At 37.2% G+C, this 21,029-nt stretch carries 20 protein-coding genes; 3 read left to right on the plus strand and 17 right to left on the minus strand.

Annotated features, from left to right (window positions below; all coding sequences use genetic code 11):
- Position 1: 1 nt before the first annotated feature.
- The 13 genes from FE005_RS16560 to FE005_RS16615 all read right to left on the minus strand — a co-directional run bounded on the left by FE005_RS16560 (position 2) and on the right by FE005_RS16615 (position 12,954).
- Entirely contained in the window at positions 2-379 is a 378-nt protein-coding gene (locus tag FE005_RS16560; protein WP_138372327.1) for a PrgI family protein, read from the minus strand.
- Positions 380-392: 13 nt separating this feature from the next.
- The gene (locus FE005_RS16565; RefSeq protein ID WP_138372328.1) at positions 393-1,220 is read right to left on the minus strand and encodes a hypothetical protein; all 828 of its coding nucleotides are present in this window, start codon (positions 1,218-1,220) and stop codon (positions 393-395) included.
- A gap of 24 nt (positions 1,221-1,244) precedes the next feature.
- On the minus strand, positions 1,245-1,535 hold the full coding sequence (locus FE005_RS16570; RefSeq protein ID WP_138372329.1) for a hypothetical protein: 291 nt from the start codon (positions 1,533-1,535) through the stop codon (positions 1,245-1,247).
- Positions 1,536-1,567: 32 nt separating this feature from the next.
- Positions 1,568-3,340 carry a VirD4-like conjugal transfer protein, CD1115 family gene (locus FE005_RS16575; protein WP_138372330.1) on the minus strand — a complete coding sequence of 591 codons (1,773 nt, stop codon included), beginning with the start codon at positions 3,338-3,340 and terminating at the stop codon, positions 1,568-1,570.
- Complete coding sequence (locus tag FE005_RS16580; RefSeq protein WP_138372331.1) at positions 3,337-4,065, minus strand: hypothetical protein; 729 nt, start codon at positions 4,063-4,065, stop codon at positions 3,337-3,339. The genes FE005_RS16575 and FE005_RS16580 overlap by 4 nt, the downstream gene beginning before the upstream one ends.
- Before the next feature lie 16 nt (positions 4,066-4,081).
- Positions 4,082-4,417 (minus strand): YdbC family protein, encoded by a 336-nt coding sequence (locus FE005_RS16585; protein WP_103301181.1) that lies wholly within the window; start codon positions 4,415-4,417, stop codon positions 4,082-4,084.
- Positions 4,418-4,420: 3 nt separating this feature from the next.
- Positions 4,421-4,933: a hypothetical protein gene (locus FE005_RS16590; protein ID WP_138372332.1), complete on the minus strand. Its 513-nt coding sequence runs from the start codon at positions 4,931-4,933 to the stop codon at positions 4,421-4,423.
- Between the two features lie 58 nt (positions 4,934-4,991).
- Positions 4,992-9,716, minus strand: a complete 4,725-nt coding sequence (locus tag FE005_RS16595) for a collagen binding domain-containing protein (protein ID WP_175413594.1) — start codon at positions 9,714-9,716, stop codon at positions 4,992-4,994.
- Positions 9,717-9,883: 167 nt separating this feature from the next.
- A complete protein-coding gene (locus FE005_RS16600) occupies positions 9,884-11,257 on the minus strand; it encodes a hypothetical protein (protein ID WP_138372334.1) in 1,374 nt (457 codons plus the stop codon).
- A gap of 20 nt (positions 11,258-11,277) precedes the next feature.
- Complete coding sequence (locus FE005_RS16605; protein ID WP_103301188.1) at positions 11,278-11,466, minus strand: hypothetical protein; 189 nt, start codon at positions 11,464-11,466, stop codon at positions 11,278-11,280.
- Positions 11,467-11,571: 105 nt separating this feature from the next.
- Positions 11,572-11,724 carry a hypothetical protein gene (locus tag FE005_RS16945; RefSeq protein ID WP_175413595.1) on the minus strand — a complete coding sequence of 51 codons (153 nt, stop codon included), beginning with the start codon at positions 11,722-11,724 and terminating at the stop codon, positions 11,572-11,574.
- A gap of 546 nt (positions 11,725-12,270) precedes the next feature.
- Positions 12,271-12,558: a hypothetical protein gene (locus FE005_RS16610; protein ID WP_138372335.1), complete on the minus strand. Its 288-nt coding sequence runs from the start codon at positions 12,556-12,558 to the stop codon at positions 12,271-12,273.
- A 30-nt stretch (positions 12,559-12,588) separates the two neighbouring features.
- Positions 12,589-12,954 carry a hypothetical protein gene (locus FE005_RS16615; RefSeq protein WP_103301190.1) on the minus strand — a complete coding sequence of 122 codons (366 nt, stop codon included), beginning with the start codon at positions 12,952-12,954 and terminating at the stop codon, positions 12,589-12,591.
- A 297-nt stretch (positions 12,955-13,251) separates the two neighbouring features.
- On the opposite strand from FE005_RS16615, the gene FE005_RS16620 reads away from it, so the two are divergent.
- The 3 genes from FE005_RS16620 (at position 13,252) to FE005_RS16630 (ending at position 16,680) form a co-directional block, all read left to right on the plus strand.
- Positions 13,252-14,034 carry an alpha/beta fold hydrolase gene (locus FE005_RS16620; protein WP_138372336.1) on the plus strand — a complete coding sequence of 261 codons (783 nt, stop codon included), beginning with the start codon at positions 13,252-13,254 and terminating at the stop codon, positions 14,032-14,034.
- A 145-nt stretch (positions 14,035-14,179) separates the two neighbouring features.
- Positions 14,180-14,365 (plus strand): DUF6440 family protein, encoded by a 186-nt coding sequence (locus tag FE005_RS16625; RefSeq protein WP_103301192.1) that lies wholly within the window; start codon positions 14,180-14,182, stop codon positions 14,363-14,365.
- Positions 14,366-15,705: 1,340 nt separating this feature from the next.
- Positions 15,706-16,680 carry a hypothetical protein gene (locus FE005_RS16630; protein ID WP_138372337.1) on the plus strand — a complete coding sequence of 325 codons (975 nt, stop codon included), beginning with the start codon at positions 15,706-15,708 and terminating at the stop codon, positions 16,678-16,680.
- A 104-nt stretch (positions 16,681-16,784) separates the two neighbouring features.
- Here the strand turns inward: FE005_RS16630 and FE005_RS16635 are convergent, their stop codons facing one another.
- The 4 genes from FE005_RS16635 to FE005_RS16650 all read right to left on the minus strand — a co-directional run bounded on the left by FE005_RS16635 (position 16,785) and on the right by FE005_RS16650 (position 20,801).
- Positions 16,785-17,954, minus strand: coding sequence for a TraB/GumN family protein (locus FE005_RS16635; RefSeq protein ID WP_138372338.1), 1,170 nt, complete (start codon positions 17,952-17,954; stop codon positions 16,785-16,787).
- A 200-nt stretch (positions 17,955-18,154) separates the two neighbouring features.
- Positions 18,155-18,442 carry a type III secretion system protein PrgN gene (locus FE005_RS16640; RefSeq protein ID WP_138372339.1) on the minus strand — a complete coding sequence of 96 codons (288 nt, stop codon included), beginning with the start codon at positions 18,440-18,442 and terminating at the stop codon, positions 18,155-18,157.
- A gap of 151 nt (positions 18,443-18,593) precedes the next feature.
- Positions 18,594-20,087 (minus strand): primase C-terminal domain-containing protein, encoded by a 1,494-nt coding sequence (locus FE005_RS16645; protein ID WP_138372340.1) that lies wholly within the window; start codon positions 20,085-20,087, stop codon positions 18,594-18,596.
- 387 nt (positions 20,088-20,474) lie between these two features.
- On the minus strand, positions 20,475-20,801 hold the full coding sequence (locus FE005_RS16650; RefSeq protein WP_103301197.1) for a hypothetical protein: 327 nt from the start codon (positions 20,799-20,801) through the stop codon (positions 20,475-20,477).
- Positions 20,802-21,029 lie beyond the last annotated feature (228 nt).

Consider the following 21,029-nt stretch of genomic DNA (forward strand, 5'->3'; position numbering starts at 1 on the left):
ACTAGCTACCTTTATTTGGGGCTTTTGGGCCTGCTTCTTTGATCTTTTTGTTCTTGATAAAGTTTTTAGCACTGTATTGTTCAATCCCTTCTTTTTGATAGGTTCTGACTTGAACCGTTGTTTGATAGGTCCAATTCAGTTTGATCCATGTTGAAAACTTGTGGCCATACGGTCTAAATAATGCGTTAAAAGCGACAAGTCCTAGTAATGGGAAAAATATCACTCGAAAAAGGAATACTGGTAAAAAGCCAAAGATCAAATTGACTACATCTAATCCGATCGTAGTGATTAACGCGATAATGAATAGCCACTGTGATCCAGTCAGTCCACCATGTGTCTTGTCCCTCTTTGAGATATCTTTGAATACTTTTATTTCCATTCTATTTTCCCTCCTATACGCCAAACAATTCCGAAGACTTTTTGTGTGTCTGCCATAGCACAATAATGAACACGATTGCTAAAATGAGATTTTGGAAAAACTGCACTTCCATATCGACATTTAGCGGATTTCCTAGACCGGTCAGATCAAGGGTAAGTTCTGACAAGAAATGATAGACACCAAACACGACCATGATCACGGCTGGCTGAAAGGAGTAAGCTAGTACACGTTTGATATAGTTTTTCCCTATATGATCATGTTCTTCAGACGCAAATGAGGCCATTGGAATCGGCATCAATGCTAACATGACGTACAGCTGGAAGAAACGAAGTAAAACGATCACCCAAACCATGACATAAGCGGCCAATGTGACCAAAGCCCCAACAACGATCAGTAACAAAACCAAGATTCCTCTTCGAACGGCTTCTGTAGGATTCAACAGTGCCGACAACATCTCTCCAATAATAGACAACGTGTCCGTTGGCACTTCTACACTAGGTAACGCAAATACATCAAATGCGGCCCCAGCGAACCTTGAAATCAAATTGGCCAATCCGATACCGATAGTCAGTATAAAATGGAGGACAAAGCTAGACATTGCAACAGCAAGTCCACCAAGAGAGATCCGAAAAGCAAGACCTTGAAACATTTTCAAGGTCACGATTCCGGCGTTTGACGCGTTGGCTTTTTCAAACATTTTCGCAAGTTCCAATACTAAGAGTATGCCTACCAGATAGAGACCCACTGCACGTGTCGCATTTGAAACGATTCCATTTATCCAAATCAATGTTTCTGAAGAAAAGCCGCTCAGGTTTTGGGTGAGCGTTTCGACTAAATCCATAGTAATCCTCCTCCAAAAAGTTTTTTACATGCCTGGAGGGTTGGAAAAGACGCCAGAGATTAAGGTACCTCCACTCACAGACAGCAGTAAAATTCCCCCTGCAATCAACCATGACCCTTCCATCTTGCCTTGCGAGTCTCCTTGACGACCAGCCTGTGTGATTTGAACAATGCCCCAAACAGCTAAAAGCAAGCCACCACCAGCGATTAGCCATTGAAGTCCCTCAACAATCTTTTGCCCCGTTGTATTAGAATCTGCTGCTAGAACGGCGTATTGACTCACTTTGCTTGCTACATTTGTTACGATTTCTTTCATGTTTTTCTCTCCATTTCCTGTATTGTTTTTCGTTATGCAGCCCAGTCAATATCCAAAACCAGTGGATCAGAACCTTTATTCTTCAACACGTTGGCTTCAAATTTTTCCAAGCTATTTCTGTATCGTTTCACCTCGTACCAGTTTGGATCCCCTTCTTTATGACCAAACTCTTTGGCGTTCGGGTGTTTCATATAATTAAATTTTGGTACCTTGAACATAGGAACAGAAGCAATTTTTACCAGGGCGTGAAGTCGATCTAGTTCCCCGACCTCACTGACTGAAATAACATCCTTTCCGACCGGTTCACTACGAACAGACCCCTTATCACGTTTACGAATATAAATCGTCTTTTTTCCAGCTGCTTCGGAAAAGAACTTCGTGGTATCTGGCTCAGTCGATCCAGATAGATACACCCAAGCGTCACAGTTTCCAAAGAAAGCTTTCCAATCGTCTTTGTACATGGCAACGAGTTGATTGACATTTTGTAATAGGATCGTGATACTCATCCTCCGGCTTCTAAATACCGACAAAGCCTGTTTGATATTTGGTATTCTGCCGAGATTAGCAAATTCGTCCATCAAAAACTCGATAGGTACTTTTGCTTCACCGCCCATTTCATTATCAACTTTGTGTTCAAGCGTTCGAAACGAAAGGATAAAAATCAAAAGGGGCAAGAAGTTGAACGTATCGTCCATATCCGGTATCTTCAGGAAAACAGCCGTCTTCTCATCAACCCATTTTTCAATATCTAAATTATCCTCTTTGATAAAGGCTTTGACTTGTTCCAGGTCAAACAGTGAGAAGCGAGTGATCGAAATCGCCAAGACACTATCTCTCGTCTTTCCTTCAAAGTTTCGAAGGAAGTTTTGCCATTGAAGATATGCATAATTCTTTTCACCAAACTCTTCTGCAAAGCTTTTAAACATAAATTCAAGCGGACTTTCCACGTCTTTATTCTCACGAGTCAAAAGACGGATCAGTGTACCAATTTGATCTAGGCTAGGCATAATGCCGTCACCCTTGACTGTATCCGTGCCTCGATAGCGATAGTAAAGATAAGCAAACAGCGAGGTAATAAGCAATTCCTCGGCTTTGTCCCAAAAAGGTTCTCCTTTCTTCTCATGATCCGCATTCGTCGCATCGATCAATGCTCTTATTACTTTTTTAAGTGTGATCTCATCTTTGACATAAGCAAACGGATTAAAATGATCGGTATTTGTCAATGAATCAAAATCAACGACTTTGATCTTATACCCACGACGTTCCAACATTTTCCCCACTCGATTGACTGTTCTTCCTTTTGGATCTGTGAGGACAAAACTCGATCTCATTTGAGCAATATTCGACATGATATAAGAAGTCGTCTTCCAAGATCCAGACCCCCCAATGACCATGACATTGTTGTTCCGATTTACTCGAGGATTTCTTCCTTCATAAAAATTCTTATAGCAGCCGTCTCCTAGAATGATATTGTCTGAAAACTTCTTTTTATTCCGAAACTTCTTCATTTCCTTTTTGGTTCCCCAGCGACCACTTCCGTATTCCTTTCCTGGTTCGTACTCTCGTGTATCTCTTACGAGATAGGCCAGAGAAGAGACAACTAAGGCTGTGCCACAGACAAGAAGCGGGGTTCCTTCAGTAGAGAAGTGAAGCGGATGATAGAAAATTTCCTTGCTTACCTGCAAAGCAGCGATCATTTCTTGTCCTTCAGGCGCATGAATCGCAAGTTCTGCTGCTCGATTCGCTACATAAGCACCAGTTCCACCAAAAAATACGTAAGGAAGAAATGACTGCTTTTTAGTCATAGTTCGATTCCTCCACTGCTTTCAAAAAGAGATAACGCGTCTAAGGCCTCTTTTGCTTCTTTCGCTGAATCTCCAACTTCTCCGCCAATTTGGCTTAGTTGAACAGTAGATTCTTTCGCTTGTTCTACTTGCGCGGCTTTTTCTTTTACGCGGTCCCTGGCGTCTTTGATCAGCGATTCTAAGGTTGGCTTCGTTACTGTGCTCGGATCATTCACTATCGTGTCGATCGTACGTCTTATTGCATGTGAAGCAATATTCGCGTCTTTGGCAAAGAAATGGAGTTCCATAGACTGGTCTGGAAGCTCTTTTAGGTGAAATTGCATACCGTACTCAGTCATCATAGCCTTCAGTTGTTCAAGATTGACCTCCTTGTTTAATAGCTGCGGTTCAGCCAACATTTTGTTTGAAGCCATAAAAAACTCATAGTCTTTTTCTCCAGCTTTGATCAGCACCTTTTTTTCGCAATCACGAATCAATTCAATTCGTTGTTCTCTCGAAAGGGTCTTGAATTTCCTTTCTAATTCGGGATTGTCTGGCAACTCCAATTCTTCTCGCAATTTCTGAAATTTATTCCAGTCACTGCTTGTGACTTCTGTTTCTTTTTTCTTCATTTCTCTTGTTTTAGCCGCTCTTTTTAGCATGGATAATAAGCGAAACAATTGATAAAGTTTTTGCGGTGTTCCTTTACAGATCACTTGATAGGCTTCTTGTTGTGATTGGCTCATGTTCTAACCTCCTCGTTCAAAAATTATCCGGAAGGTGTGCCGAGATTTCCGACTCCTTTTCTTGCTCTGTTTGTCCGGATTCCCCATCAGGAGTGATCCCCTCCAAATGGGCCTTCAATACAATCAGCAAGTTCTCAAGTGTTTGGTCCGTCAGAGTCATTCCCTTACCCATTTTCCCTTCAGGTGACCATGTACGTAAGTCATAAACTGGATCGCGGCCATTGTAAGAGATTCGATTCAATTCAGTCGTCCAACCTGTGTTGCTTTTCGCGATTATTCCGATTCGCTCAACTTTTTCAAATGACATCTCTTTCTTTTCTTGCGGCTGATTTTTTGTTAAGTCGAGTACCATAAATCATTTCCTCCTAGAACTTTTTTGGTGTGCAATCGCACTTCTGCGGATATTTCTTTTCCGTCTTTTTGCTTTGATAGCGGAAATTTGTTCTTCTAAATAAGCGGTGTACTTTTGATTGAGCTTGTAGAGCATTTCGATTTGTTCAGAGGACAGTTCCTGTTCGTTTGAAGCAATAAATTCAAAATAACTCATTTGGAATATATCCTTATCTGCGTATTTTGCTTGTGTCTTTTCATTATCAACATTCAGTACAATAGGACCCTTTTCATCCAAACCAACAATCTCTTCGATATTAATCACAAGTTTATTGTTCACACCTATAATCAATCCAATCTTTTTTACTCGAGTAATACTGGTCCGTGTCACGATATTATTTCGAAATAGTTCTCCCAATCGACTTTTTGATAGCTGGATCGTTTTGATTTTCTTACCAGTATCGTCATAGGTTAAAAATACGTCCAATCCCAGCGTCAAATGTAAAATGCCTGGACCATTATTAGTTATTTCAGCCATCTGTGTTCCTCCCCAAAATGAAAAGAGAAGATCGAAAACGATCTTCTCTCAATTTGTATTATTTATTTTTTCTATTCCGTAGATAAAAGTACCCGCCAAAAACGACTAACACTAAAACAGCGCCAGCCACAGTCAAGTAAATTGACGCTTTAGATCCTGTTTTTGGCAGTGTACCTTTCTTGACTGGTGTCAAGCTTTGTTCCGTGTCTTTACCGTCAAAATTGTGTTCAGAGTCTTTTTCACCTGCTTCATTGTACCCAACTTCCTTGAAGAAGAACGTCGTTCCTTCAGGGTATTTGGACGTATCTACTTTTGTTTTGACTTGTTTTACGATCGTTGAGTCATTTACAACGTAGTCGATCTTTCCGGAAGACCAAATATCAGTCGTTTTACCGTCTGGCGTTTGAGCAACCAGAATCGCTTCTAAGGCTCTTTGTGTCCCATCTAAGACGTTTTCGTGACTCAATTCCACATTGTCATAGGCAGTGATAATATCGCCGTGCGTAAACGTTTGTGTCTTATTATCACCGGTATGAGCTTTGGTATGAATGGAAATCTTCGGTGTTTTGAACGTTACCGTTTGATCATCGTTTTCTAAGTCATCATGACGACCAATCTCTTTCGTTTTTTCCTTGTCTTCATAAATGATATGCGTCGCTGTCAGACGTGTACCGTCTTTCAGTGTGCCTTTTGGAACAAGCAAGTTGGTTGTAAATTCGAACGTTCCTTCTTTATCAGTGGTGATCTCAGACGGTGAAGTAGAAACGACTTCTTTCGTATCACGGTTAGAATAAGTCGTATCGACATAGTATGTGTGACCTGGTTTCATGCCATCGACTGACACATAGTCTGTCAAATCGTTGTCAATATCCGGATTCACTTGTTTCAGACCATCTTTTGTCGTCGCGAATTTGGTCGTGATCTCAAACGGTTTACGATAGTTGACTGCACTCAATTCGATCACAGTGTCGTCTTCTTTAGGTGTTACAGTAAAGCTCAGATCGTCGGTATTATCTTCATACCACTCCAGTGGACGAGATTCAACGAACTTGTAATGTCCTGTAGGAAGGTTCTCAACGACAATCTCACCTGCTGCGTTTGTCGCATGTTTTGAGATTACTGTTTCAGTCGTTGATTCTTCGCCATTTTCGTCTGTGGTTGAATCGATACGAACCAAATCAAATGCTACATTTTCCAGTGCTTGACCGTCTAAATCGTCGGTTTTCACTAATTTAACTGTTGCACGTGCCAACTTATTAATGATCGGGTTGCGTGTAATTCGAGTTAGCGTCTGTTTGTTTTCGGCAAAGCTGTCTGACCAGACATAGATCTCATGTTTGCGATTGTTATTCGCTGGCGTGTAAGTGAAGAAGTGCTGTTCTTCAGATAACACATGATCGCTGCCGGCATTGACTTCTTGCAGGTAATAGTCCGCTTGAACATTTGGCAACAACATGTTTCCAAAAGAAATGACTCCGTCTTTCACTACTGCGTAACCAAGCGTTGTTCCTCCTGGTAATGTGGTTTCACCAATTTGCAAGTCTTGTCCCGTTTTTAATGCAAAGACTTGGCCATTGTTGGCGTCTTCCAATTCTACAACAGCTTTTCCATCTTCCCAACCAGTGATCACTTCCTGTTTTTTGTGACCGTAGATATTGATTGACTGAAGGTAGTTTTCAGCAGTTGCTGTGGTGGACGAAATTTCGACACTTTGACCTGCATAAGTGATTTCAAAGGTAATTGGTTTATTATCTTCCAAATTGACACCTGCTGGAGCTTTGACTTCTACAAGTTCATAGTTGCCGATATACAGGTTTGCTTGTGTCTGGAAATTCCCTTCAGAATCAGTGGTCCAGACTTGATCTTGACCGTCTTTTTGTAAGAATTCGCCAGCTTTCATACGCGTAGTACCGTCAGCTGTGACAATATCTTCGGTTGCGCGGATCTTGAAGCTGAAACCCTCACCATGACCTTGTTCAAATTTGATCTCAGAATAGCTGCCATGCTCATTTTCTTTTTCTGCTACAGACATAGCTGTTTGAACCGTTTTGTGAAGAGTCAATTGACCTTTCTGATTATCATTTTTGATCGTAACAACAACAAGACCGTCTTTTTCTTCACCAGTTACTTTAAAATCAATAGTATCTTTTGCCAATACATACCCTTCTGGAGCTTTAACTTCTTTGGCAAAGTAATTACCAAAAGCAAACTGTGTAGGCAGTTGTAAAATACCTTTATCATCTGTATAGAACACAGATTGATCTTTTCCTTGTAGATCCTTCATGATCAATTGTTCACCAGTCGTTTTTGAATAAATCTCAAATCCAGCGTTTGAACGAACGATTGGTTTTCTTGTTTCAGAATCAATTTTGACAAATTTAACTTGTGCTTCTTTGACTTTATTCTCTACAACATAGTGAAAACGTTGTCCATCCTTGTTGATCGTTACTTTAAAGTCTGCAATGCCTTTATAACCGGTTGGTGTTTTAGTTTCAGAAACAACATAGGTACCGTAAGGAAGATTCTCAAACGATACATAACCTTGTTCGTCAGTTAAGGCTTTGTCAACAACTGCTTTGTTTCCAAAATCTTGTGTGACAGTGAATTCAACACCTTCAAGAACTGTTGGTTGGTCAGAGGTATCTTTTCCTGTAATCCAGTTCCAAGCATTTGTATACCAGTTATAGTTACCAGTCTTGATCAAATCAAATCCGCCAGTGATCACTTTGTTTTTCTTAATTGCAGTCGCTTGTTTGGCGACACTAGCCGTTTGTCCTGCATATTCAATCGAAAATTCAACCGGAGTCTTATCTAATACATATCCGACTGGTGCTTTTGTTTCTACAAAATAATAGTTATCGATCAATAGATTATCAACTGTCAGCTGTCCTTTAGCATTTGTTTTGTAGTGACCGAGTTTTTTATTGTCCGATTTCCGGAACAAGTCAAATTCCGCACCTGCAAAAGTCGTATCCCCTTGCGGTGTGCTTCCTGTAGAACTGTCTTGTTTGGTTAAGACAACTGAACCCTTTTGTTCTTTGTTTTCGATCTTTTGATCTACATTCGTGATTTCAACGTTCTGACCAGCATACTTGATTTCAACCGTCCAAGTATCGTTATTTAAAATATAGCCTTCAGACGCTGCTTTTTCTTTCAACGTGTACGTTCCTAAAGGCAGATTCTTTGTTTTTGCTTGGCCGTTTGAATCGGTCGTGATCGTTGCCACAGACGTTCCAGAAGCCTTTGTGCCAGCGTAAACGTCAAACGTATTTCCTTTCAACGTATAGTTTGAATTAGGCATCGTTGTACCAAATTCAGCGCCCGATTTATCAACGGTGATTGTTCCTAGTTGCGCCTTGTTTGCGAACGTTACTGATTTAGTTTTATTTGCTTCAATGGTCAATGTTTTCTTTTCGGTACTCAATATATAACCTTTTGGCGCTTTAACTTCTTGAATTTCTAAAACTGTCCCTAAATCCCATTTCCCAGAGATTTTTCCGTCTTTATCTGTTGTTTTAGTTTCAGTCCTTTTCGTTTTTTTATTCTTGATCTCAAATTGCGCTCCAGCTAATCCTTTGCCGTTCTCGTCAACTTTAATGATTTCACCTTGACCTTGTAGCTCAACATTTAAATTAACATTGAATGCTTTCGGATCGCTAATTCCTGCTCTTAAAACATCTTGTAGATAAGGGGCTGAAAATAAAAGAGAAGCATATGAATAAGACGGGGATATTTGATATTTGAGACGCAATGATCCCGACGCATTGCTACTAGATTTTGGAGTAATTTTAAGCGTATTTCCAGACTGAGCTACTGTCACATTAGCAGTATCAGCAGTCACTTTATATTTTGACAGTGATCCATTAGAATCTGTCAAAGTCAACGTTTCGCCAAGTCTTACAGTATAGGTTTTCCTTGCGAATGAAGGGAGATTGTAAAAAGTCTCCACTTCTGCTAAAACTTTTTTACGGAACGTATTGTAGCCAGATTGACTAGCCTTACCGTTTGAATCATGGATTCCGCTAGTTGTCACACCGGTAGTAATTTCTTGAACCAAACGTTCTGTATAAAAAGCATTAATAACTGATTTTTGTTTCTCCCATCCGTAATAGACCGCTAATGACGCACGAACATACTTTTCATGAGTATCTTCTGACGTTGTATATGGAGAATTTTCACCCCAATTCAGTGGTATTCCAGGTTCAATACACCATAACATTCCACCATTTTTATCTTTCTTTGCATACCAACCCAATTCAGAGATACCGTTTGAATACGTCCAACCAATTGTAGACGAACCATAATCACGTTTTACGTAAACAGATTGTCCAGCTGCACGAGCCATACGAAAACTGATTCGATTTGGATTGAGCATGTTTTTGACTTCTTGAATGACCGATAGATAATCGTCTCGATAAGAGGTTCCGTTCGTACTAACGATCTTTCCATCATCTAACATTTTAAATCCATATCCATCTAAATACTTATTGACTGATTGCTTTTCTCCTTCAGAAATCGGACTGTCATTTGCGTTTTGACTCTCTCCAATTTTTTCTTCTTGATCAGATTTTGTGTTTAGTGTTTGATCAGAATAAGCTGTGCTTGTTTCTGTTTCTTCAACTGAATCCTCTGCGACTTCAGCTGAAGAACTTTCTTCTTTCACAGTTTTTGTTTCGCTTGTACCAGCCGTGGTATCCGCAAATACGGAAACTGGTTCAGCGATTGTTCCAGAAAAAGTTAAAACAAGCATGAGAGTAGTCATTAATTTTTTTACTTTACTCATACACATACTCCTTTTAGTTAATTACAATAAAAAAGACAGGTCAGATAACCTGTCTACATACATTAAGTATTCAATTTTGCCGGACTTCGTATTTTAATCATTTTTCTATCCTCCATACAAAAAAAGCACGATTCTAAAATCGTGCTTTCGTCATGTCAATAAGTATTTTAGTACCAGTCAATCGAGAATTTTTCACTTCCATCTGAGTAGAAAATACCAACTAAGTAGTATCCATTTTTTGAGAAATCAGTATCTAAAATATTGTTTGCCCAAGTATTCGCTTCTAAGGCTGTGCTAAACACACGACCACTGTTTCCGACGTATCCAGAAACAATCGTTGGCGCTCCACCTGTATTACCGGAATTACTTCCTGAATTTGTTCCACTACTTGAGTTTGAGCCACCTCCTGATCCAGAGTTGCCAGCATTTGAATTCGATCCACTTCCTGAATTTGAACCGCTTGAGCCAGATACTCCGCCAATAGACGAGCCACCGCTATTTCCGGAATTGCTTGAAGAGCCGCCGCCTTTGTAAGAAGAACTGTTTCCTGAAGAATAAGATCCTGATCCAGAATTACGAGAAGGTCCTCCAGAAGAGTTGTTGCCAACTTGCGATTGACTTTGACTGCCTGTATTCCCTTCACCATTTGATTCTGAAACGACTTCATACTCGCCTTCTTTCGTTTCAACTACAGTGCCGCCATTTTCGCTAGCTTCAGCTTCAGCCTTCTTCTTAGCTTCTGCTTTTTTCTTTTCTTCGGCTTCTTTTGCTTTTTTCTCGTTCGCGTCAACAACCTTTTTAATCTCAGTTAGTTTGTTTTGTAAAGCTTCTTTATCTGTTTGTCGCTTGACCTTGTCAACCGCTTTTTTTGCAGATTCGTAAGATTTTTTCGTGACGTCAGACTTAACTTTGTTATCTTTGTAACAATCATTGACCGCCTTTGTAGCCGATTCAATGTCTTTTACTTGTGTAGTTGCTTGATCTAATAAGCCCTGGACGGATTTTTTCCACTCATCCTCAGAAAACTTATCGAGCTTCACAGCTTCCACAGCTTTTGCATCGACTTTATCCGCTAAAACTAGCGATTTAGCTACTTCAGAACCATTCAGTGCTTGTGTCTCTTGTTGGTACAATTTATTAACTGTCAACTGCGTTGATAATTTTGACTCAACAGTGGAGATCTCTTTTTCCAGATTTGAAATCTCTGCTTCGTTCGCTAAGTCTTCGTTCGAGTATTTTTCTTCGTAATCCGCAACGGAATTTCTCAGAGTATTAAGTTGTTGCTTCGCAGTATCAATTGCTTTTGAATCCAAGTCTTTAGCTAAATATCCCTTCTCATTAGCGAATGTAGCGATCGTTTTAGCCAATGCACCTTGATTCCCCACCTCTTCTAAAGAAGCTTCAATTGCTGCTTTGGCTTGAGTATGCTGCTGTTGTGCATAGACTTTATATCCACCAAAACCGCCACCTAACACCACCGCGGCACCAATCACGATTGAAATTCGTTTTGTCGCCTTCGACAATTCATTCCATTTTTTCATTTTATTTATCTCCTTTTCCGTTAATCGTCAAACCTAACTGCGTTGATAATCACTGGCTTAATTTGTTCAGTCTCTCCCGGTAACAAGCAAACTAAATAATTCCCCTTGTTGATCACTGTATACGTGATCCCGATTTCAAATCGATGTAATGGACGTCCGTAAGCGTCATATCGAGGTAATTCTTTCTCCGTACTCATGTTCCACTCCATTGGTTATTTTCTCCTCTCAAAAATAGCATTATGTGAAAAAAAAAACAAGCAAGTATATTTACTCCATAAATTCATTTCTCCTCTTGTTGAAAGTTGAAAAAGGAACTAGATCTTAACCACCTTTTTGGACTCTTTGGGAACATGTGTGGTAGATAGCAGCAACTTACACCAGTCAACTTGCGCTAACGTGTACCCATAAGCTATGCCCTCACACTGACGACCATGCTTATTAATAAACTGGAATCTGTATGTTTCCATTGATCTTCCCTCCCGATTTTTGTTCAGATCTAACTCTTTCCTGCTATCATTTTTATCAACTTGTTAATCAACATTTTGTATTTACCAAAAAAATAATTTCGCGAGTTTTATGGCGTCCGATAACTCTAACCCTTGTAGAAAACGGTAAATGCTCACTGGATATCTCTATGGATTCAAGGTCATGGCAAGTATCTACATGTATGCAGCAAACAGTCCTTAGTCCTGTTTTTCAAGAACGACTGTATAGCCCCAAAGCCCTATAAGCTGCGCTGATAACTCTGGGAACGTATTTGCTCTTTGGATAAAATCGTCTGTAAATGTTGTTACACAACTGTTTTAGTCAGTTGCTACATTCCTTTACTGATTCTTTTGCTTGAGACCATTAAAAGATACCTCTTTTAGAAAGCTGTCAACCTAACGTTGGACCGCGTTGACCACTCTTTCAATTAGCAACTTCCTCAATAAATCCTTTACATCCGAAATACCCTTAGAGGATTTTCAGGCAAATACAAAATGTTGATTATCGTGCTTCAATAATTCGTTTTCTTATGTTATGCATTTAAGAGTAAAAACTGTAATCAAATTTCTATCACAGTCATATTTGTAGCTGACTTCATAATAGAAGCGTCTTTTGATTATGGATGAAAGAACCGCTTTCCATTTCTTATCTGTTGCGACTAGCCGAAACCCCTTTTGATTCAGCCACTTCTCAAAGTCATCGAAGGTGACACCAATTCCCGAATTTTCCTCTGCGAACAAAATCACTTGTTCTTTGAACTGATCAGATTTTGAATTCAGAGCCGTCATTGATTCAAGTGCGAGTGTATATTCCATGATTTCCCTCATCTTTCATAACCCTTATGTTTATTTTTGTGAGTCTATCCGTTTTTCTGAATACATCTCCACAAGGTACATTACATTTTCCCATGTTTCGTCTAAGCTCTTTTCATTTGCTTCTTCTTTTAGCAGAATTTTACTTGTAAAACTAACAGGATAATTCCTAATAGAACCGATTTTCCAAACAATTTGTTGGACATAGTTGTGATCTATGGTTTCTCTTAGTTCATACTTTTCATCGTAAGCCAGGCCACATTCAAACTTGATACTGTCAATCGTATTTTCAAAGTAAGATTGTTGTCTCTGCAAAGTCATAGCTATCATAATCAAGAAAGAAAAAAGCCCAACCAGCATACCAATTTTTACTATCAATACTAATTTCAGCTTGTTCAAAGAATCTCACATCCCTTTCGAGTGTATTCACTATCTTGGTGGATTATATACTAGCTTCTATATGTCTATGAGTTATTACACATCTGATAATTCATATTTCTTACGTATTATCTTCGACCTTGCCCTCCATTTTAATCATTGAATATTCTCCACATCTCTCAAAAGGCTTTTGCTTGAATTCCAAGGTTGATTGTTTCTGCACAGTTATTATTTTTTTTTTGAAAATTTTCCGTTAAAAAAATAAATTTAGCTTATAATGAATTAATAAAAATAATTATAAACAAGGGAGTTTTAGAATTGGACACTATTCATTACAAAGAATTTGGATCTGGTAAATTAATATATTTCATTCATGGAAATTCCTTGAACTTAGAAAGTATGATTGAATTTTATGAACCCTTTTTCGAAACTAATCAATCATTTAGAAGAATTTATCTAGATATACCGGGAATGGGAGATTCTTATCTAAAACCTTCTATTAACAACTCAGACGATATTCTTGAAGAAATATATTCATTTATTTTAGATCATTCAAATAACAAAAACTTCTCACTGTGTGGACATTCTTATGGAGGATATTTATGTCTGGGGCTGGCAACCCTCTTTCCAAATATTAGTAATCTATTCCTCACCTGTCCTGTTGTAAAAGCAAAACATAGAGAGCGTATTTTAGAAAACCACAAGGTCATTGTTCAAGAAGAAGTGATTCCTGTTGATAATAAAGAGTATTTCGAAGATTATTTAGACATGAACGTACAAATAAGCAATCTCAGCTGGTCTAAATATCAACATTCAATATTACCCGGTCTAAAAAAAGGAACTGATTCTTTTTGGACTAATATTTCCGAAGAGGACTATATGTTAAGTTTTGAAAATCTACTCTTTGATAGAATAAAAGATACCCATTGCACAGTTTTATTAGGGAGATATGATCAAATAGTAGGTTATAAAGACCAACTAGAATTAATGAATGATAGAAAAAATTTTGAAGTTAAACTCTTATCTCACAGCGGACATAACTTACCAATTGACGAACCAGATTCGCTATTCTTGTTCTTTAAAAATTTTATTGAGAGTTAAGGCAAATTGTTAAAACAGAAAAACTCCGTTTTTATCATAAATTTCATTATTTCTGTCGTTGCTAAATTTTCATATCTACAAACATTTATAGTATTTATTTATTTTGTTTGTTTATTATGGTATTTTATTTTAAAGGAATGATTCTATGGCGAACAATATTGAATTTGAAGTTGAACAGGTTTATAAAGGCAGAACCAACGAAATCTTTGTTATTACTGATCCCGAGACACAGGTACAATATATTCAAACAATTGTTATCGGTTCAGACGGAAAAGGCGTCGCAATTACACCAAGACTAGAGCCAGATGGAAGTATTCATTATAAGGATTAATTAGATCAACTTTTGTTGGTCTTTTTTCTTTCCAAGTTGGTAATCTCTTCCAATTGTCAACCAACACATTTCTAAACATATATTCTTTCTTGAGTAACCAATTTTCCCCTCCCTTTTCCCGTTAACCTAAGCGGAGCTCTAGGACTTACCTTTCTTGCAATAAGAACTCCGTTACAATCAAAAACTAGTCGGATTTCATTCTCCACATTCCGAAGATTGGTTTTTCTCCCTGTTTGAATATAGACAACTCTTGACCCCTTATGACACAATTTAACTTCTAACAAGCCAGATTCTGTTATCAAATAATTCTTACCAATCGTCTTCCCTGACGAGTCCTTTTTACGAAATAATACACATCGATACCCGTAATCCAATATATGTTTTTCTATCATTCTCATGTTTTCTGCCCCCTTGTGTATGTTTCACTATGAAACTAAACAAAAAAGAGGGAGTGAAAGCATGCAATACACATACTTTCACTCCCTCGTCGTTACTATCCTTGCTGCAAGTCATTATATCCTAGTAGCCCATAGATCAGGCGAATATTTACACAAATAGATGCCTGCTATTTATACTAGCTTATGAGAAAATAGACAGAGCCTTGCCCCATAAATCTCTTTTATCTCTCATAATCTTTTGATATAATATGACCGTTGCAGTTTCGACTGTAACAACAAGGAGCAAACAGCATATGTAGCTGTAATCTACATACTGTCTGACATTGTTCCCTCAACGACCTAATACTAAATTGGCGTTTAGTGTTAGCGAGAGGGGCAATGGCTCCTTTTTTGTTTAGCTTCATACTGAAACATACAAAATATTCTGTTTTCTTTAGTTAGACGTTACCATAGACCATTTTTTTTTACAAGTATATTTTTTTACATAACTGTAAGCACTTAGGCCTACTAACGGTACAATTAATAATGGCACTTCTTCCTCCTCTCGTTTATTCCAAGCAACTTTTCTATGTATTTTACAAAAATATTCTGCTATACTTGTTTTGTTGAGAAGCAGAGGGCATACCTTAGTAATTTGGGGGTATGCCTTTTTGTAACAATACAATTTTCAAGATCGGATAATAACAATTGAAAATGCTAGTAAGCTTGTAGCAAATAAACTTAACATTCTTTTCTCACCTCATTATCATTCCAATGTTTACTTGGTATTTCTATTTTAAACCCAAAGAAAACATAACACAATATAGGTATTTTTTTTAATTATTTTGTCATTTTTTAGGTACAATTTTTGAACCACTTTTTTTCATCATTTTATAAAATGATGAAAAATCCCCCTGAAAACCTTTTTTTAGGTACAAATTTTGAACCGCTGAGGAGGCATTTATGGATTATAAAAGTAAATTAATAACACTTCGAGAAGAAAGAGAACTAACTAAATCAGCTTTATACGGTGGGATCTGTTCAAAAGGAAAATATTTATCTCTTGAGGATGAAACAAATACTACATCTGTTACTATTTCCGAAATGACAGCTATTCTCGATCGTTTAGGTATGGGATGGAGTGAATTTATTGAGTACACCGATCTTTCTACAAAGAAAAATATGAGCTATGGCCGTTGGAAACTAGAATTACTTGATATCGCCCAAAACCTGAATGATAGAAAAGAAGTCAAACAAAATTTAACTGATTTTATAGAAAAAATCAGAAATAGTAACTTCAATACCACTCAATCCTTTTCAATTTATATCGCAGCAATTCACTTATGTGTTCTTCTAGACCTACCAATTTCCTATGATCGAACACAGATATATGAATTTGCACTAAACCTTTACAAGGACAGAAACGAATATTATGTTGTAGACTACGAAATCATTGGAAATATTGCATCACTATTGACAGTCAAAGAATTAACTACACTTGCAGATTATCTGTTTCCTTGTCAACTTAATCGTGGTTATACCCATGACGATATTGTTCAAATATCTGCAACAAACATAATTGAATTTTTAATTAAGCAAAAGGAATATAGTTTAGCATCCGAATGGATTGAGAAAATTAGAAATATGATATATACAAAAGGATTTATCAAGAATACTTTAACAACACTCAAACTGTTATTTCTTAAAGAAGAGGTTAAATTTAGAATAACCAAAAACATTAAACACTATCTTGAATTATTACGATATGCTGATCTTTTTAAAGAATTGGGTGAAACTGTCCTACATAAAGCCATCTTGAATGATAGTCTACACCAAATTAGTAAAGAGTATAATATCGAAATACCTCATGACTATTTACTTTATCATAATTATTATACTGAGCAATTGGATCAACTAGAAGACAAAGTTGATTATTAAAAAGAGTGGCTCTATAATTCATGGGACTGAAGAATAAATTTTTATTCTTCAGTCCCATGAATTATAGAGCCAAAAGAAACAGGACTATTATATTACCTTTTTTGCTAGATTAAATTCTTGATTATATCAAAACCGGCAATAATATTTCCAACAACTCCACCAAGTGAAGCAACTACAAAGATAAATAATACTCGTAGAGCCCTATTTTTATAATAAGATTTTACATTGAAAATATCGCTAGAAAGATTCTCAAAGTCTTTCACTACAGGTTTTCTAAGAGTTGCTTCAACAATACCAGAAAACATCCCCACAGATAAAAATGGACTAAACGTGCCAATAGGTGCTGTAATAAAGCTAGTTAAAATTGTCAAGGGGTGAGCAAGTGTAAATAACGTAAACAAAGCTGCACAACTACCATTCCAAAGTAATAAACGGATAACCTGACTCATGCCACTTTCAAAACCATTGAAAAATCCAAGTGACAGTAAAAGCACGAGAACTATAGGAAAAATCCACTCCAACACCTTATCAGAAAATTTCTTATCTGGAATCTTTTCAAGCTTTTCCCTATCTACATTCATATCAAAGTTTTCCAAAACCCCTTCAACATGAGCTTTACCTAAAATAACTACAATAACCTCTCCAGAACTTTCCCTTATTTTACTCACCTGATAAAGATCCCTTTCTCCAATCATTTGCTGATAAATATTCGGAAAACGATCTTCTAGTTGACCAAAAAAACTGTCAACCATATCCATCTCCATTAGTTTCTCTGTTAACTCTGTTTCTGTTAATTCATCAGAAATATCAATATTTTCAAAAAAAGCGATTGGCAAGAAAACTTTTTCTCGAAAAGACATTGATCGCCAAATTTTCTTAAAAGTTATATTTACGTCTCTGTCTACAAGATTTAAGAACTTCTTTTCAGATTTGACATAGTCTATCGCAACACGAACTTCTCCTCCAACTTTTTCTTTTAAATTCATAGCCAATCTTTTCTGAAACCCACTGAAAAATACCTGCATTAACAACATACTAGCTTTTTTCTGTTTAAAAACCTGAACAATATCTAGTTCATTCCAATTATTTCCATTCTCAAATGCATCATACCGCTTCTCATCTAACTCTATACAAACCGTATCAGGTTGAACAGTCTCTAAAACCTCTGTCACCAGCAAAGCACTCTCTGAAGAAACATGATTAGTTCCGACAATATAATACGTCTTACCCGCATAATCCAGCCTGTTTACATTCTCACAATGATCAATATTCATCTTACCAATTCTCCTATAACGATAATTTTTCACTGAAATAATTCCAACATCTCTGAACAACTTTACCTTTTAAACACAATCATAGCAGAATAATACACGTTAATCTCCTTGTTTACTGCTTATTCTAATTTCTCAATCGTTTTCTTTTCAATAATCTCCACAGCCATCATAAAAATCCTCCTCTCAAACTTACTAAACGTTTAATCAACCCATTCTTTACTTTTTTTAGGATCTATCTTCTTCAAATACTCCTCCTCCAGAACTAAAAGATCCTGGTACACTTTATCCATTGACCAACCAGAAGACAAGCTCAAACAATATAGAAAGTCACAAGGTAACACTTTAACAGATCGATTTCGATAAGCCCAAGTCGCTACCGTGCTTTGCCTATAGCCATATAACTCACAAAACTCCTCCACAGATATCCCTAAACGCTGGATAATAAAAACACTGACAGGATAAGGATAAACAAAAGTATTCACTCCCATAGATGATAACCCCCTAAGAAATATAATCACATACGCGATAATAATACCTCTCTTGTCAAAACATAGCAATCAAGGGAAGTCCCTAAAACCCATCAAGACACTGATAATGTATCAAAGATATAATGTAATAGGCAATTTGCGGGTTTTATTTTTATCCAGTATCCACTTCAAACAATTCTATTTGTTCAGCCTTTTTAGGTGGCTCTATCAGTTGTTCCAGCGTTGCGTAGATAAATGTACGCGCCAACCCAAAAGCCTCTGAAAGCGCACTAAAATACGCCTCTTGGACTTCCTTCTTCACTCGAATGATCGATCTCATCAAACCATAAACCGACGCTAACGTGATTCCGCCATTGCGGCCGGAACGAATGCGATAGTAGATCTTGTTTTCGTTCTTCAGCTGTTTCAATACTTTATCTAACGAGCGTTCAGGAATTTTCAGCTCTTCTCTTAACTCTTTCTTGGTTGAAACGATATAAGGTTTATACGTGTATGATTGTTTATTCAAATAATCTAAGAGATCTTGCGCCCACTCATGACTGTGCGAATATTTGCGCATTTTACGCTCTTTTTTAAATTTCCACCAGCCCTTTTTCTTGTTAAAAAGCTGTTCTTCAGACAAGTTTTCATCGACCCATTCCTGACATAATAGAACAATTTTTTCTCTGTGCGCTGCCTGGTATTTTTTTGAATATGCCGATCGGATAATTCGTGTCAATTCCCGATCAATAAGAGGGTAAGCTAATCGATCGTTGAACTCTAACATGGCCAACTCGCACTCTTCGATTTCGTATCCGGAAGAAAAGTATGCTAAAGACAGGGTAAATATAACGTTATTTCGACCATATCTCCCCTTCTCTCCTTTGATTTTTTCACTACACATCAATAGACGGAACCATGGTTCGTCCACTTGACGAAAATCCTGATTTGACGGTAGTTCAAAGATATTTTTGTAGGCAGCTGCTTTATCTGCATCGATACGCATTGACCAGTTGATCCAGTCCGAAAAACTGTAGCGGTACTGTGGCTCAAAGAATAAGATATTGTCTTCAGTCGGCATACGAGTGATTCCAAAATGGTTAGCATTGACGTCTACAGGAAAATCTTTAGCTAATGTCTTACGCAAGTTGTTAGAGATCATTTTGGCCACATTGATCACTTTAAAATTGGATTTCTTTGTCACAAAAGCTGGCTGATCCAGTACATAAAACGCTTGGTAACCATGGGGGGTCTGCAAAACCATGGTTGGCATAAATCCTAGCTCATGACTTGCCAACAAAATCTCTCCATAATCAAAATTTGGATCTAGCGTGTCAAAATCAACAAAGAAAGTGTTGATTTGCCGTAAATTGTCCTCAGAATGGCCCTTCGTGAACATTCTCCCTTCATCAGCATACGTTCCATAGCGGAACACATTTGGGGTCCAGTGACTAAATTTATTATTATTTTCTATAATTCCTTCTTCAGACGTGATCACAAGACCGATTCCTTCGATCATGTGTTCCTTTGAACGATACGCAAAAATAGCCCCTTTCCCTGTCTGTTCGCTAAAAGAGACCGGTTTAAGGCGGCTATTTTTATATTTAAATTTACGGATACCGTCATGTAAAACGGTTGCGTATACCACGTCTAGCGTCACTGTCATGCCTATTATCCTTTCTAAACAAAAAGAGAACACAAATAATCGTTCGATCTGTGTTCTCTCAATCGCCAGAAATATCAAAACAATCTAAAGAAAGCATGACAAATAAGCGTTTATCTATTGAGTTGCCCGTCTAAAAATGGTAAAATAAACCTACAAGTTCGGATTGGTAGTCCGAACAGATTTATTCAAATCACATAAGTGGTTGGCTACCACTTACATAATTTCCTTGAGACGAGCGAGAACACATAGTTGTTTTATGTGATTCAGATAAATGAGTGAGGTCCAATTCACTTATTTATCCGTCTCTTTTTTGTATATTTTTGTTTTATATCTTACCGAATCTATTGAAAATTGTAAATATAGTTTACCAAATCAAGCAGAAATTATCTAAATATCTAATACGTTAGCTCCCTTAAGTCTGAACAACTCAAGTTCCTCTTCAGAATCAATTGATCCTATCATTTCCTGTACTTGATTTAATTCAAATGAATGATTCTCTAGTAAAGGTTTATATAAGTTAAAAATTGTTGATTCTAGTTTTTCTAATGCCTCATTTCCAAAGCTACGAGATCCATTATAAAATTCTCGCACATAACTAGGAGCTAATCCAATAGCTTTAGATAGATCAATTCGGCTTATATAATAATTATCAATCAAAAACTTAAGAACGAATCTGTCATATTCGTTTCTAAACTCTTTAGAGTTTTTTTTCATGAAAGCCTACCTCTCCGTTGTTAATTATAGCAACATCCTCGTTTACAATATTACCATCAAAAAAATTTATATACAATCTTTTTTTTAATATAATTCTTCAAACTCCCTATCTATCAGCGTTTAAAAGGTAATATAATAGTAATATAATATATTACCTTACTATTATATTACTATTATCAATAGTAATATAATATAAAATTCGCTGTTTTATTTTTTGTTTCATTGTTG

It is taken from the genome of Enterococcus sp. M190262, from assembly GCF_005843965.1.
In the GTDB taxonomy this organism is placed as follows: Bacteria; Bacillota; Bacilli; order Lactobacillales; family Enterococcaceae; genus Enterococcus_D; species Enterococcus_D gallinarum.

Coding starts and splice junctions, on each gene's coding strand:
- FE005_RS16560 (WP_138372327.1), bottom strand. CDS start 379: ATGGAAATAAAAGTATTCAAAGATATCTCAAAGAGGGACAAGACACAT.
- FE005_RS16565 (WP_138372328.1), bottom strand. CDS start 1,220: ATGGATTTAGTCGAAACGCTCACCCAAAACCTGAGCGGCTTTTCTTCA.
- FE005_RS16570 (WP_138372329.1), bottom strand. CDS start 1,535: ATGAAAGAAATCGTAACAAATGTAGCAAGCAAAGTGAGTCAATACGCC.
- FE005_RS16575 (WP_138372330.1), bottom strand. CDS start 3,340: ATGACTAAAAAGCAGTCATTTCTTCCTTACGTATTTTTTGGTGGAACT.
- FE005_RS16580 (WP_138372331.1), bottom strand. CDS start 4,065: ATGAGCCAATCACAACAAGAAGCCTATCAAGTGATCTGTAAAGGAACA.
- FE005_RS16585 (WP_103301181.1), bottom strand. CDS start 4,417: ATGGTACTCGACTTAACAAAAAATCAGCCGCAAGAAAAGAAAGAGATG.
- FE005_RS16590 (WP_138372332.1), bottom strand. CDS start 4,933: ATGGCTGAAATAACTAATAATGGTCCAGGCATTTTACATTTGACGCTG.
- FE005_RS16595 (WP_175413594.1), bottom strand. CDS start 9,716: ATGAGTAAAGTAAAAAAATTAATGACTACTCTCATGCTTGTTTTAACT.
- FE005_RS16600 (WP_138372334.1), bottom strand. CDS start 11,257: ATGAAAAAATGGAATGAATTGTCGAAGGCGACAAAACGAATTTCAATC.
- FE005_RS16605 (WP_103301188.1), bottom strand. CDS start 11,466: ATGGAGTGGAACATGAGTACGGAGAAAGAATTACCTCGATATGACGCT.
- FE005_RS16945 (WP_175413595.1), bottom strand. CDS start 11,724: ATGGAAACATACAGATTCCAGTTTATTAATAAGCATGGTCGTCAGTGT.
- FE005_RS16610 (WP_138372335.1), bottom strand. CDS start 12,558: ATGGAATATACACTCGCACTTGAATCAATGACGGCTCTGAATTCAAAA.
- FE005_RS16625 (WP_103301192.1), top strand. CDS start 14,180: ATGGCGAACAATATTGAATTTGAAGTTGAACAGGTTTATAAAGGCAGA.
- FE005_RS16630 (WP_138372337.1), top strand. CDS start 15,706: ATGGATTATAAAAGTAAATTAATAACACTTCGAGAAGAAAGAGAACTA.
- FE005_RS16635 (WP_138372338.1), bottom strand. CDS start 17,954: ATGAATATTGATCATTGTGAGAATGTAAACAGGCTGGATTATGCGGGT.
- FE005_RS16640 (WP_138372339.1), bottom strand. CDS start 18,442: ATGGGAGTGAATACTTTTGTTTATCCTTATCCTGTCAGTGTTTTTATT.
- FE005_RS16645 (WP_138372340.1), bottom strand. CDS start 20,087: ATGACAGTGACGCTAGACGTGGTATACGCAACCGTTTTACATGACGGT.
- FE005_RS16650 (WP_103301197.1), bottom strand. CDS start 20,801: ATGAAAAAAAACTCTAAAGAGTTTAGAAACGAATATGACAGATTCGTT.